Source organism: Psychrobacter alimentarius (genome assembly GCF_001606025.1).
GTDB lineage: Bacteria > Pseudomonadota > Gammaproteobacteria > Pseudomonadales > Moraxellaceae > Psychrobacter > Psychrobacter alimentarius.
Window position 1 is genome coordinate 1,898,923 of the sequence record NZ_CP014945.1, and the last position, 13,786, is coordinate 1,912,708.

Here is a 13,786-nt window from a genome sequence, read left to right on the forward strand (position 1 = left end):
CAGGAGAGCGTCATGAGCCAAGAAAAATCCAATGATCTGACTCAAAAAGCTCAAACGTCAGATGGCGCTCCAGCAGTGAAATCGCAGACAGAATCCGATACTAGTACAACGCAAACTGCGACGGACTCCATTCAGAACAACCAAGAACCAACTCCAAGCTCTAGCAGTCAGGACAAATCTGATGTGGATGATACGCTAACTGGTAATGAGCCTCCCATGCCACCCAAAGAGCCTATTCCTGACTCAACTGGCTGGTCGCCCAAGAAAAAATCGTATTTAAATTTGGGGTTATTGATACTACTAATTATTATTGGTGTGACCTTGATTTTGTATGCGTGGAAATTACCTCCTTTTACACCGACAATACAGCAGACAAACAACGCCTTTGTGAAAGGTCAAACGACCATTATCAGTCCGCAAGTGTCAGGTTATGTGACCGAAGTGGCTGTACAAGATTTTGCCACTGTAAAAGAAGGTGATTTGCTCATAAAAATAGACGATCGTACCTTTCAGCAACAGCTTGATCAAGCACAGGCCGATACAGAGGTAGCACTCACCAATCGTTCTAGTAATACTCAAGATACGCAAAGTAGCCAAGCACAAATCGAAGCACGAGAAGCGGATCTATACAGTGCCAAAATCAACGTGGAAAGCGCGCGTGAGGACGTGAATCGCTATCAAGGTTTAGATGCTATTGGTGCTGTCTCAAAAGCGGAAGTGGCTCATATCAAAGCCCAACTCGCTCAGGCGCAGGCAAGTGTGCAACAGGCGGAAGCCAATTTGCAAGCCGCTCGTCAAAACCGTGATAAAACCAGCGGTAGCCGCTCCTCACTGGATGCGAACATAAAAAGCGCTGAAGCTGGTGTAAAGCAAGCACAGATTAATCTAGACAATACTATCATCACGGCGCCAGAATCTGGTCAGCTCAGTCAAGTGAGTGTTAAAGAAGGGCAGTATGTCAGCGCAGGTACACAGTTGATGTATATCGTACCTGAAGGCGTATGGATTATTGCAAACTTCAAAGAAACTCAAGTGGCAAATATGGCGATAGGTGAACCTGCAACCATTCGGGTGGACGCACTTGGAGGAACAGAGTTCACTGGTCATGTCAGTAATATATCACCAGCAACTGGTAGTGAATTTAGTGCTGGCGCTGCCAATCCTGCGACTGGCAACTACATCAAAATTGCTCAGCGCATTCCTGTACGGATTGACTTAGATAAGGGTCAGCCAGAGCTTGCGCGTTTACGTCCCGGCATGTCAGTTTCGGTCGATATAGACACCGATCACAAAGTCAAAAAGTAGTACAAAAAAAGCCATTCTAAATTCCTTGATTAGTGGATTTAGAATGGCTTTTGAACTATCTATCAAATACTTTTAACAACCCGCCTTTACCATTACGGCAATAAGCGTTTCGTTGTCCAAGTAGAGGCTCCCTCGTTATTATCCTGTACATAAACGAGGCGATCATGCATGCGGTTAGCCCGTCCTTGCCAAAACTCGATTTTTTCAACCGTAATCTCATAACCTCCCCAAAACTCTGGCGTGGGTACGGCCAGGTTTTCTGGATAATCGGCCTGCAATTGTGCAAATTTTTCTTCCATAACCTCACGGTTAGCCACTTCACCACTTTGCGGTTGGCTTACCCATGCCCCAACTTGACTGTCATGGGGACGTTTTTGAAAATATGCTGCAGATTTTGTTGCATCAATTTTGGCAATTTTTCCACTGATACGAATTTGGCGCTCAAGCTCATGCCAAAAAAACAGGGCTTCGGCATTGGGATTTTCTGCAATATCCTGTCCTTTTGCACTTTCGTAGTTGGTATAAAAAACAATACCCGTTGCTGTAATCTCACGTAGCAATACAATACGTACGCTGGGTTTATTGTCTGCACCGCAAGTCGCCAAACTCATGGCATAGGGTTCTTGAACGCTTTGCTCTATTGCCTCACTCATCCAAGCATTTAGCAGCTCAAATGGTGACTCTGGTATTGATGTTTGATCCAGTGCGCCTTTTTCGTATGACAGGCGTTGGTCAGTGAAGTCCATGCTCATGGTCATTCCTTATTTTGGTCTTATTCGTTCAAAGGCGGTTATTGTAATACGGATTTGATAAGATCAGCTAAGTCATTTGCCATGACATCACATTCTATAATGTCATCCGACTCGACCATGACGCGTATCATTGGCTCTGTACCTGATTGGCGAATCAAGAGACGACCACGTCCTTCCAATGTCGCTTGTGCTTTTTCAAAAGCGACAACCAGCTCATCATGCTTGTATGGGTCTTGCATCTTGGACAAGCGTACATTGACCAGTTTTTGTGGCAGTACTTCAAACCCTTCAATAAGATCACTCAGTGCGCGCCCTTGAGCTTGCATCACTGCCAATACTTGTAAGCCTGCTATGATGGCATCTCCTGTACGGCTCTTATCCAAGCATAGAATGTGCCCAGAAGGCTCTCCACCCAATATCCAGCCATTGGTTTCAAGCGTCTGCATGACGTAGCGATCCCCTACTTTTGCACGCATAAAGTCAATACCAGCATCCTTGAGTGCCAGCTCTAACCCCATGTTGCTCATGAGTGTTCCTACCACACCTTTAGCCTTGGTAGAACCTTTGGTAGCCAGTAGGTATAAAATACCGTCGCCATCAATTAGTTGACCAGTTTCATCGACCATTACGATACGATCGCCGTCACCATCTAAGGCAATACCAACATCTGCTTCGTGATTCAGCACTGCTTGTTGCAGACCTTCTGGATGCGTAGAACCACAGTCATCATTGATATTGATACCGTCAGGCTCATTATTGATTGCAATCACATTGGCACCAAGCTCACGCATGACTCTTGGCGCCACACTATAACCTGCGCCATTTGCACAATCGACTACGATAGTCAAATGACTCAAATCGTATTGATAAGGGAAACTGCCTTTACAAAATTCGATATAACGACCTTTGGCATCATTGATTCGGTTGTTCTTACCAAGATTGGCAGGATCAAGAATCGGCATGATGACGGCATCGCCAGCTTCTGACTGACTCATTACTGCCTTTAATTTGTCATTAATAGCAGTTTGCATGTCATCGGTTAATTTTTTACCATCACCCGAAAAAAACTTGATACCGTTATCATAGTATGGATTGTGAGAGGCTGAAATAACCACGCCAGCATCCGCATTAAAACTGCGGGTCAAATGTGCGATGGCAGGTGTTGGCAATGGGCCAAGCATATGAACATCAACACCAGCGGCATTAAAACCCGCTTGTAGAGCCCCTTCAATAACGTAACCTGACAAGCGAGTATCTTTACCAATGACCACACTCGGTTTACGGGCAGGATTATTATTGTTTTCCATCAATACTTGACCCGTAACATAACCCAATTTTAAAATAAAATCAGGCGTAATCGGTAACTGACCAAATTTGCCGCGAATACCATCGGTGCCAAAGTAGCTCATTATGTGTGTTCCCTAATTGTAAACTAAGTCTAAAAGTAAAAGGCCAAACGTATATGCAGGCACTGATATTGTTATAGTAATCCGTTATGTATTTTACAAAAAAAACGGCCAACAATAACAAGGCATTGTTGGCCGTTTGTATATCAAAGTCACTACAATCCTGCAAAAACGCTATTGTCAATATAACACAGGATTATGAGTTGATGTCTAATTCACACGGTAGTTTGGTGCTTCTTTAGTGATTTGAACATCATGAACATGTGACTCTTTCATACCAGCTGACGTCACCTTGATAAACTGCGGATTTTTGCGCATGTCTTCAATAGTCGCAGAGCCAGTGTAGCCCATAGAAGAACGCAAACCACCCACCAACTGGTTAACAATACCAGCTACTGGTCCCTTATAAGGAACACGGCCTTCAATACCTTCTGGTACAAGCTTCTCTACGCCATCTTTGGCATCTTGAAAATAACGGTCTGATGAACCATTTGATCCTGACATCGCGCCAAGACTACCCATACCGCGGTAGGCTTTGTAATAGCGACCTTGGAACAATTCTACTTCACCTGGGGCTTCTTCCGTACCTGCCATCAATGAACCTACCATGATGCACGACGCACCAGCAGCAATGGCTTTTGCCATATCGCCAGAATAACGAATACCGCCATCAGCGATCAATGGAATGCTATCTTGCAAAGCACTGGCGACATTATCAATGGCTGAGATTTGCGGCACACCAATACCAGCGATAATACGAGTGGTACAGATAGATCCTGGGCCGATACCAACTTTTACAGCGTCAGCGCCTGCATCACGCAATGCCTTAGCTGCATCACCTGTTGCAATGTTACCACCAATGACTTGAACGTTTGGATAGTTTTTCTTGATCCAAGAAACTTTGTCGATCACGCCCTTTGAATGGCCGTGTGCGGTGTCTACAACAATAATATCTACATCAGCACCAATCAGCGCTTCAACGCGTGCTTGCGTGTCTGCACCTGTTCCAACCGCTGCACCCACTCGAAGACGACCTTTCTCATCTTTACAAGCATTTGGATTGTTTTCAGCTTTCGCAAAGTCATTAACGGTAATCAAACCACGCAAACGGAACTTGTCATCAATAACGATAACCTTTTCGATGCGATGCTCATGCAGCAATCTTTTGATGTTCTCGTTGCTTTCGCCTTCATGCACAGTCACCAATTGGTCTTTTGGCGTCATGATCTGACTGACCGGCATTGATAAGTTGGTTTCAAAGCGCCAGTCTCTATGAGTTACGATACCCACGACATTGTCTGTACCTTTTTCAACCACAGGTACGCCTGAGATATTATTATCTTGAGTCAAACGTAACAATTCACCAATCGTCATCTCTGGATGCACGGTGATTGGATCCACGACCGTACCTGCTTCAAATTTTTTGACACGGCGTACTTGAGTAGCCTGTTGTACGATATCCATGCTCTTGTGCAAGATACCCATACCACCTAATTGAGCCATCGTGATGGCCATTTCAGACTCAGTCACTGTATCCATAGCCGCAGAGATTAGCGGTAGATTCAAGGTGATGTTTTTGGTCAAACGAGTAGACAGATCGGCAGTTTTTGGCAAGACTTCAGAATAGGCTGGCAATAATAAAACGTCATCAAAGGTTAAGGCTTCATCGACAATTCGCAACATACAGACCCCTAGTGGTGGTTATTTTGATGGGTGGGATTTTTGCACTAAAACAATCAACAATAGACCAGCTAACTATCGCACTCGAAAATTGCCATTGATTCATCAATCATAAGTATACGCAAATATAGCGCTGTCTTATTCTTGACGGCTCATTTATCCCTTAAAAATAACGCCATATTATAACAAATAAGCAGACAGAGCGCATGCTTATTTGTCAGCTTATTTTAGAGAAGCACGTCTTTGTTTAATCACAAGCCCACTTCACATCATTAGTCACTTTTTTTCATTGCTAGCGGCTATGATTCATTACTAATTACTTTCGCCCAAAGTAAAACGCTCTGTGGGTAAGTACTGATGCTGCTGTTCATGTAAGTAGCCAAGCATCTGTTCGCGTACTTCACAAGCGAGTGTCCATGCCTCGATAGGTCCTACTCCTGACACAGCGCCACGCAGCTGAATCGTCTTTTCAGTCACCTCAACGACGAACACTTCAGGTTCAGTTTTATTGTCCCAAAGCTCATTTTCTTTAGTCACGGATATAAAATGTTGGCGAATGGCATCAATGTCTGCTCCATAATCGATATATAAAAATACAGGACAGGTCTGATGTACTTCCGTATGTGACCAGTTCTCAACCATTTCAGTAATCAACTCACGCATCGGTACGATCAATCGTCGTTCATCCCATGTTTTTAGAACAGCATAAGTGTACCGTAAGTCTTCAACTGTACTAAAGTTACCTTTCATAATTACACTATCACCAATCCTTACAGGCTGTGTCACTGCCACTTGCACACCTGCGATGATATTGCCCAATATTGGTTGCGCTGCGATACCGATGACCACACTGGCAATACCAGCTGAGGTCAACAATGTCCTACCAAGGCCCTCGATATTGGTAAACTCACTGAGTCCAATCCAAATGCTACCGAGAATCATAAAAAAGATAAACACGCGGCGAAAGATTGACACATAGGTGCGCCGACGTCGCACTTTATCGAACTGCTCTTCTCCTAGGTTTTCAATCTGCATACTTTGATAGCGATTGGCAAAGAAGTTGATGACACGAATACCCAGCCACATGGCACTAAAAACCAAAACGATCCAGATCAGTGGACGAATAGATGAGGCAACCGCATCTAAATAAGGAAAGCCGCCTGAAACTAACGTAAAAACCAATAGAAAGCTGATGGTAAAAGTCAAAGGCACCGTCAATTTACTGACCAAATCAGCAACACCGTTACTACTGCCTACATACATGCTGTACTTTTCGGCATCAATATAGCGACTGATAAGCTTTTCTGTGCCTTTACTCAATAGCCAGCCAAGCCCCATCGTAAGTAAGAGAAAAGTCGTTAGCGCGATAAATTCCCACAGAGCAATACCGAAAAATTTGAGTTTTAACCATTCAGGTAAATAGCGTTCAAACTCTGATGGGTGATACTGCTCATAAAGATTGTCGATATTGCCCACTGTTTGCTCAGAAAAAACCCAAACAGGGGCACTGTCTTCTATTCGTACTCGCTGTAAATAAATAGGAACACGGCGTTCACGATAATCAATATAGCCAAGTTGTATAGAACGCCTAACAATACCCGTTACACTACTTTCGTTACCCAATAATGGCTCCATCAAACCATCTGGCCGATCTGGCAAATCATCAAAGACATAAAGCTTTTTTTCAGATAACAAAAAATCAAGACGTTTTGCAAGCTCAATAGCACGGCTGCGCTGAACCTTCTCATCAATCAAATTCATATTAAGGGCGTAAGCTGCCAAGTCATATTGCTGCTTCATTACCGCTGATTGAAAAAACTCCAAGGTTGCAAGCGGGGTTGTCAGGTTCGGTGGCACAGACAATGGCGGTAATCCCGCATTGAGCTTATTTAATTCATAATAGCTCTCATTATATTCGCCCGTGAGCCCAGCATCGCCTTGCAGTGTCCCTGCTTGCTCTACAGCGTTTCGCTCGGTCGGATCAAACATCTCTTCTGAAACATCAGAAAGTTTTATCTTATGACTTTTAATCGTATCAATCTTTTGCGACGCATACTCAGTTAGTGTATCTGGCGCACTTGTGCTTTGCTCACTACTGTTTTGTGTATCATCATTGCTTGCTGCCTGCGCAGAGACAACTGGCATAAAAATAGCGCTTATCACCATGCACAAAGAAGCCAGTAGTAACTGAAGGCAATGATAGCGCCGCACTTCGCCATATTTACGTACGTATTGAGTACCGTTCAACTGGCTATCATTAACCTTAGCTGCCATATTATTGACTGCTGTAGAGCGGTCCTTTAGAGTATTCATATCTTTAAAAGCCATCAGTTCATATAAGGTTTGGACGCAAAAAATGTATCGTCTAAATTAATAATTAATGCAGTTTACAAAAAAAGCCAGCATATAGCTGACTCATTTTATTACTATAACTGGATATGTTTTGTAATTTTTACCTTATGCACGGCGCCACGTTGTACCAGCACGGCTGTCTTCAAGCTCAATACCTGCCTCTTTTAATTGCTCACGTATGGCATCCGCACGCGCAAAATTTTTGTTGGTCTTGGCCTCTGCACGCTCAACAATAAGACCGTCGATCATCGCATCTGTTAAGCTGTTTTCAGTGGTATCACCTACCACGGCTTGCAAAAACTGCTGCACGGGCTGTTGTAAAATATTTAGCACTTGCGCCAGCGCTTTGAGCTGCTGAGCCAATTTCCAAGCCGTTTCTACGTCTTCCGCCTTAATCGCCTTATTTATATCACGTGCCAGCCCAAATAACACACTAATCGCTGTAGAACTATTGAAGTCATCATTCATGGCTTTGATGAAGCTTTGTCCAGTCTCGCTACTGTAGGCCTCATTGACCAAAGCGTCGTCAATGTTCAATGTCTGTTGTTTTTGTTGTTCTGCCAATTTTAGTGCATTATATAGTCTGCTTAGGCTATTATGCGCTTCATCTAAGGCGCTATCTGAAAAGTTCACTTGGCTACGATAGTGGCTCGATAGTAAGAAAAACCGTACCGTTTCAGGCAAATACTTGGCAATGACATCCCGAATGGTCGAAAAGTTACCCAGTGACTTAGACATTTTTTCGCCATCGACATTGATAAAACCAACGTGCATCCAGTTACGCGCATACTCACAACCCGTCGCTGCTTCTGATTGGGCTATCTCATTTTCGTGATGCGGGAACTGTAAATCATGACCACCGCCATGAATATCAAAAGTATGGCCTAAGCACTTGGTTGACATGGCCGAGCACTCAATATGCCAGCCAGGACGCCCTTGTCCCCATGGTGATGCCCACTGCGGTTCATCAGGTTTTGCCGCTTTCCATAATACAAAATCAAAGGGATTACGTTTATCGTTTTCGACATCGACTCGTGCGCCTGCCTGCATATCATCTAGATTACGCTTCGATAATTTACCATAATCAGCAAAACTATCGACGGCATAATAGACATCTCCATTGTCACCTGCATACGCATAATCACCTGTGACAAGGGTCTCAATCATCTGTTGCATCTCATCAATATGATCAGTTGCCCGTGGCTCAACATCTGGTGCCAAGCAACCAAGTGCAGAGAAATCTTCGTGCATCGCTTTAATAAATCGCTCGGTCAACGCACCAATCTCTTCACCATTTTCGGCAGCACGAGCAATGATCTTGTCATCAATGTCTGTGATGTTGCGCACATAATTAACGTCATAACCCAATTGTTCAAGCCAGCGTACCGCCATATCAAACCCAATCATCATCCGAGCATGGCCAATGTGACAATAATCATAGACGGTCATACCGCACACATACATGCCGACCTTGCCTTCAACAAGCGGTTTAAATGACTGCTTGCGCCCAGTGAGTGAGTCGTAGATTGCAAGCTGAGACATAGCGTCTGCAAGTGGTGTGGTCATAGGAGAAAAGCCTTTTTATTTATTAAAAGTATAGAGAATAAGATAACAATATAAGTAAAATATGACAGGTCGAAGCCATGAGTAAAACGTAGAATCAATAAACACAGATGATACTGCAAGTATTCTAGTATCAAAAAACGTTGGTCATATAAAACTTAACCCATTATCTTAGCGAAAACAGCCATAAAATACTACAATGAGCGCGCAACTAATATTATTCGACCATAAAAACAACTAAGGGTATCAACATGGGCAATCGCTTAAGCAAAATATATACACGCACGGGAGATGATGGCAGTACAGGCATGGCAGATGGCAGCCGCGTTAGCAAAGCGGACCACTTATTCAATGTCATGGGTGATGTCGATGAGCTCAACTCACACATTGGTCTTGTACGCGCACACTTGGCTCAAACAGCCAACAATCAGGAATTAGTTCAGCCGCTACTTGTCCATGTCTCGCCACAACAAGTAGTAGACTTTGAGCAAGCATTGGTTATTATCCAGCATTTATTGTTCAATATCGGCGGTGAGCTTGCCATGCCAGAATACGAAGGCATCAATGCCACTCATATTGACTGGTTAGAGCAGCAAATTGATACCATGAATACAGGTCTGCCCCCACTAAAAGATTTTATTTTGCCAACAGGTTCGGTCTTGGTCAGTCAATTGCATATCGCACGCTGTGTTTGTCGCCGTGCTGAGCGTCAAGCGGTTTCATTACAGGAGCAACGCCCAAAGGCGATTCGTCCTACAGCAGTGAGCCTTATTAACCGTTTATCAGATTGGCTATTTGTCGCTGCTCGCTTTTGCACCGATCCTAACCAAATTTCTGAAGTACTGTGGGACAATCAAGTATTACAAGTCTTTGCTAAAGAGCAATAATGATATAAAACAAAAAGCCCGCAATGTAAATTTTGCGGGCTTTTTTTATGAAATCAATTCATGGATACCGACACTTAATAGCAATGCCAATTTGACGAATTAGTAAGTCGCACTTTCGTCTTCGATAATAACCATATCGATACTCTCATCTTTAGGTACTAATTTTGGTGAAGCGGGTGTTGTAGAGTTTTTGGTTTCAGAAGACGGTGCGGTTGCTGCGCTATTTTCTGTCGCATTGTTTTGACTGCTACTTGGACGATTGACCGTTGGTGGCGTAGTAGGCTCAGCAGGACGAGTTGGTTCCACTGGCGTTGTTGGTCTAGGCTGACGAGCAGGCGCTGGTTGGTTATCGTTACTGCTGTCATTTCTCTGAGCCGCGGCGCGTTGGGCACGCTCATTGTCCATCGCTGATTTGTATACAGAACCTGCCATTACATCGGCTACTACAGTCAGCAAAGCTGGTTGCCCAGCAATACGTGTGCGTACCTGGCCGCCTTGGGTGCCAACAACATAGGTAAAGGCATCATCGACCAGCATATTATTATTAATACGAATATTGTTTTGCGCTAAACGTGACTGTAAGCTTGGCTGATTGTTGGCCGCTTGCACTTGACTTGCTTGATATAAGTCTTCGCTTGGCAGCGTCATGCTAACGCTTGCTTGACAAGTGGTCATGCCATTACTATTGGCTTCTTGTATGACAGCTGCATTTTGTACGTCTATCATAATGCCATTGGTTTTATTGGTGACGACGCCGTTGTCCAGACTGATTCCTGAGTCGTTTGCGTAGTTAGCAGCCAGTGTCTGTGCTTGTTGATTGAGTGTGTTTTTTAAAGCGGCTTTAAGACGATCTTGTACCATCGGATCATCACAATTAACGGCATTAGCAACTGTATTTTCTTCAACTACTGGTTCCTGCTCCGTTACTTCTGCTGTCTGAGTAGTATCTTCCTTCTCTGAGCGATCGCAGCCTGCAAGCGCCAAACTACATACAATGCCAATTCCGGCAACTTTGTGCCACTTGCTCAAACTATTATTTGCTACGCTCATGCTGTTCTTGCTCCCAAATTACTAATTCGTACCGCCACTGATGGACAGTGATTGATGTTCAAACCGTCCCTTTAACTATCGTAGGCTACAAAACCTATTACTGTCTGCTTTCTGAACGGCATGGTCATTATTGTAACCTCTGTATGTACAAATAGCGCCCCTTATTAGGCCTAAAACCTACACTTAGTTGCAAAAACATAACAAACTCATATGTGGATAGTATCGATCAATCAGATTGAAACTTTCAGTCATCAAAAATACCTATCCATAAAAACCATTAGACGCCATCCAAGTGACACTATATGATTACTCGTAAAAATAGCAATACTGTGTGAGCCATGATAAATTTTGAACGTACACTTTTATTGGGTCATCGCGGTGCTCGTGGTGAATCATTAGAAAACACCGTGACGGGTTTTCAATATGCGCAGCGTCTGATGACACGTGGTTTGACTGGCATTGAGTTTGACGTCCAATTAAGCGCTGATGGTTGTTTGGTGGTGTTCCATGATGATGACTTGGCGCGTATGTGTGGTCAGCAATCACGCATCGATCAGCTAAATATTAAAGAAATACAGCGGCAGCGACAATTTGGCCATCAAATTGTTACATTGACCAGTATAGCGCCAGCTTTGTACGGCTTTACTTATATTGAGCTTGAAATCAAGACACATGCTCGCACCGACTATGCCAAATTGATTGCAGCACTAGCACAAGATTTGGTACATAGTCCCTTGGCTTCCCTACCCATTGTCTTGACCAGCTTCGACGTGGAGCTACATGCACGACTACAGCGCAGCAAACTATTAAAACATATCCCGCGCGGCTTATTGATTCGTACGCATGAGTCCTTAATGGTCGCTACCAATACGGCGATGACCCTTGGCTGTACTCGACTGGGCGTTTATCATCCGCTACTCAGTCAATCCTTTATTAAACATAGCCATCGCTATGGTTTACTGGTTAGCGCTTGGACAGTCAATGATACTGATAGTATTCAGCAACTCATCAAATGGCAGACTGACGTTATTATTACGGACTTTCCAAGTTATCTGCTCTTAAATTAACCCACTTGCATTTTGTACCTTTTACCCCCAAAACCATACATATTTACCGTGTTTCTTACACTTTCACCCAACGCCTGATAAGTGACCGATTATTTTTGCAAATACATTCTATAATCGATACAAGTTATTGTTATTTAGCAATATTTTTATAGTGCATAACTGTTCACTTTATTATGTTTTTCAGGTACTATAGGGTCTTAAATTAATACCGCTAGGGATATTATATGATTGCAAAAAAAGCACTTGGCTTCCCGCTTAAAGGCTTACGTTTCGCTATCAAATCTGGTGATACGCTTGTAAAGGCCGCCAGCGTTCAAGTCTCACGTTTTAAAACACGTTATGACGAGAATAAAACGAAAAGCGCACTCAATGAGCAGCCTGTTGCCAAGCGCAACTACGCTGATGTTGATCAAACTGAGGTTTCTGGTAAAGAAGCCAGTATTGATATGCGTGAGTTTGAGTTTACAAAAGCACCAATCAACTGGATTCCAGCAACCATACTGGTAGCCACGCCTATCGCTGCGGCTATCATTACACCATGGTATTTGTTTACTCATCAAGTAAGCGCACCTGTTTGGGGTGTATTCGGTGCCTTTATGGTTTGGACAGGTATCAGCATCACCGCTGGTTATCATCGTCTGTTATCGCATCGTGCTTATAAAGCACATCCAGTGGTAAAAAACTTTTTGTTGCTCGGCTCTACTCTAGCGGTGCAAGGTTCTGCATTTGATTGGGTATCAGGTCACCGTACTCATCATCGTCATGTTGATCATCGTTTAGACGATCCTTATTCAGCAAAACGCGGATTTTGGTTCAGTCATATGGGTTGGATGTTGCGTAACTACCCTAGTGGTAAGTTTGACTACAAAAATATCCCAGATTTGACTAAAGACAGAACGCTACAAATTCAGCATAAATATTATGGTTTATGGGTAGTCGCGCTGAACGTCGGTATGGTTGCTGCGATTGGCTGGCTACTTGGTGACGTATGGGGCACGTTGGTTATTGTTGGCCTATTACGTTTAGTCTTAACGCACCATTTTACCTTTTTCATCAACTCTTTATGCCATATGTTTGGTACGCGACCTTATACCGATACCAATAGTGCTCGAGACAACTTCTTCTTGGCATTAGTGACTTGGGGTGAAGGCTATCATAACTACCATCATTTCTTCCAATATGACTATCGTAATGGTGTCAAATGGTGGCAATACGATCCAACCAAATGGCTGATTGCTGGTTTATCAAAACTTGGCTTGACTAGTGAGTTGCGTACGGTTGATGATACAACCATCAAGCATGCTGAAGTACAAATGCAGTTCAAAAAGGCACAACAGCAGATTGATACAGCAACTGGTACTGGTCTTGATTTGCCGCATGCAATGAAAGCTTTCCAAGACCGTATTAAGTTTGAATACGATGCATTCACGCAGACGGTTGAAGAATGGCAAGCACTCAAGGCAAAGACGATTGAGCTGAAAAAGACAGAGTTTGCTGATCGATTGCATGAAGTTGATGATAAATTGAAGCATGATTATGCCAAAATTGAGCAAAAGATACTTGAACATAATAGCAACTTAAAAATAGCGTTTCGTTCTATTGGTCAAAACACCAAAGCCGCTTAATTGCTAATGATGCATTCGTAACCAAGCTATTTTATTTTGATGTTTCTCCCTCCCCCTATCTGCAAAAGATAGGGGTTTTTTTTGTTGCTTTATAATATT

10 protein-coding genes are annotated in these 13,786 nt (G+C 43.4%); 4 read left to right on the top strand and 6 right to left on the bottom strand.

The genetic code is table 11. From position 1 onward, the window contains the following. Positions 1-12 precede the first annotated feature (12 nt). Positions 13-1,305: an HlyD family secretion protein gene (locus A3K91_RS07760; protein ID WP_062844746.1), complete on the top strand. Its 1,293-nt coding sequence runs from the start codon at positions 13-15 to the stop codon at positions 1,303-1,305. Positions 1,306-1,397: 92 nt separating this feature from the next. On the opposite strand, the gene pdxH is transcribed toward A3K91_RS07760, so the two are convergent. The 5 genes from pdxH to cysS all read right to left on the bottom strand — a co-directional run bounded on the left by pdxH (position 1,398) and on the right by cysS (position 9,061). Then, positions 1,398-2,051: a pyridoxamine 5'-phosphate oxidase gene (gene pdxH / locus A3K91_RS07765; protein ID WP_208855382.1), complete on the bottom strand. Its 654-nt coding sequence runs from the start codon at positions 2,049-2,051 to the stop codon at positions 1,398-1,400. A 44-nt stretch (positions 2,052-2,095) separates the two neighbouring features. Continuing rightward, positions 2,096-3,466, bottom strand: a complete 1,371-nt coding sequence (gene glmM / locus A3K91_RS07770; RefSeq protein ID WP_062844748.1) for a phosphoglucosamine mutase — start codon at positions 3,464-3,466, stop codon at positions 2,096-2,098. A gap of 207 nt (positions 3,467-3,673) precedes the next feature. Further along, positions 3,674-5,146 (bottom strand): IMP dehydrogenase, encoded by a 1,473-nt coding sequence (gene guaB / locus A3K91_RS07775; RefSeq protein WP_062844749.1) that lies wholly within the window; start codon positions 5,144-5,146, stop codon positions 3,674-3,676. Between the two features lie 309 nt (positions 5,147-5,455). After that, on the bottom strand, positions 5,456-7,456 hold the full coding sequence (locus tag A3K91_RS07780; RefSeq protein WP_228139837.1) for a mechanosensitive ion channel family protein: 2,001 nt from the start codon (positions 7,454-7,456) through the stop codon (positions 5,456-5,458). A 144-nt stretch (positions 7,457-7,600) separates the two neighbouring features. After that, entirely contained in the window at positions 7,601-9,061 is a 1,461-nt protein-coding gene (gene cysS / locus A3K91_RS07785; RefSeq protein ID WP_062844750.1) for a cysteine--tRNA ligase, read from the bottom strand. Positions 9,062-9,309: 248 nt separating this feature from the next. Between cysS and A3K91_RS07790 the strand changes: the two genes are divergently transcribed. Next, positions 9,310-9,945 (top strand): cob(I)yrinic acid a,c-diamide adenosyltransferase, encoded by a 636-nt coding sequence (locus tag A3K91_RS07790; protein WP_062844751.1) that lies wholly within the window; start codon positions 9,310-9,312, stop codon positions 9,943-9,945. Between the two features lie 99 nt (positions 9,946-10,044). On the opposite strand, the gene A3K91_RS07795 is transcribed toward A3K91_RS07790, so the two are convergent. After that, positions 10,045-10,995, bottom strand: a complete 951-nt coding sequence (locus A3K91_RS07795; RefSeq protein WP_062844752.1) for a hypothetical protein — start codon at positions 10,993-10,995, stop codon at positions 10,045-10,047. A 338-nt stretch (positions 10,996-11,333) separates the two neighbouring features. Here A3K91_RS07795 and A3K91_RS07800 point away from each other — a divergent pair, with 338 nt between their 5' ends. After that, positions 11,334-12,062 carry a glycerophosphodiester phosphodiesterase gene (locus A3K91_RS07800; RefSeq protein WP_062844753.1) on the top strand — a complete coding sequence of 243 codons (729 nt, stop codon included), beginning with the start codon at positions 11,334-11,336 and terminating at the stop codon, positions 12,060-12,062. Between the two features lie 446 nt (positions 12,063-12,508). Further along, on the top strand, positions 12,509-13,687 hold the full coding sequence (locus tag A3K91_RS07805) for an acyl-CoA desaturase (RefSeq protein WP_208855383.1): 1,179 nt from the start codon (positions 12,509-12,511) through the stop codon (positions 13,685-13,687). Positions 13,688-13,786 lie beyond the last annotated feature (99 nt).

Coding starts and splice junctions, on each gene's coding strand:
- A3K91_RS07760 (WP_062844746.1), top strand. CDS start 13: ATGAGCCAAGAAAAATCCAATGATCTGACTCAAAAAGCTCAAACGTCA.
- pdxH (WP_208855382.1), bottom strand. CDS start 2,051: ATGGACTTCACTGACCAACGCCTGTCATACGAAAAAGGCGCACTGGAT.
- glmM (WP_062844748.1), bottom strand. CDS start 3,466: ATGAGCTACTTTGGCACCGATGGTATTCGCGGCAAATTTGGTCAGTTA.
- guaB (WP_062844749.1), bottom strand. CDS start 5,146: ATGTTGCGAATTGTCGATGAAGCCTTAACCTTTGATGACGTTTTATTA.
- A3K91_RS07780 (WP_228139837.1), bottom strand. CDS start 7,456: ATGAATACTCTAAAGGACCGCTCTACAGCAGTCAATAATATGGCAGCT.
- cysS (WP_062844750.1), bottom strand. CDS start 9,061: ATGACCACACCACTTGCAGACGCTATGTCTCAGCTTGCAATCTACGAC.
- A3K91_RS07790 (WP_062844751.1), top strand. CDS start 9,310: ATGGGCAATCGCTTAAGCAAAATATATACACGCACGGGAGATGATGGC.
- A3K91_RS07795 (WP_062844752.1), bottom strand. CDS start 10,995: ATGAGCGTAGCAAATAATAGTTTGAGCAAGTGGCACAAAGTTGCCGGA.
- A3K91_RS07800 (WP_062844753.1), top strand. CDS start 11,334: ATGATAAATTTTGAACGTACACTTTTATTGGGTCATCGCGGTGCTCGT.
- A3K91_RS07805 (WP_208855383.1), top strand. CDS start 12,509: ATGCGTGAGTTTGAGTTTACAAAAGCACCAATCAACTGGATTCCAGCA.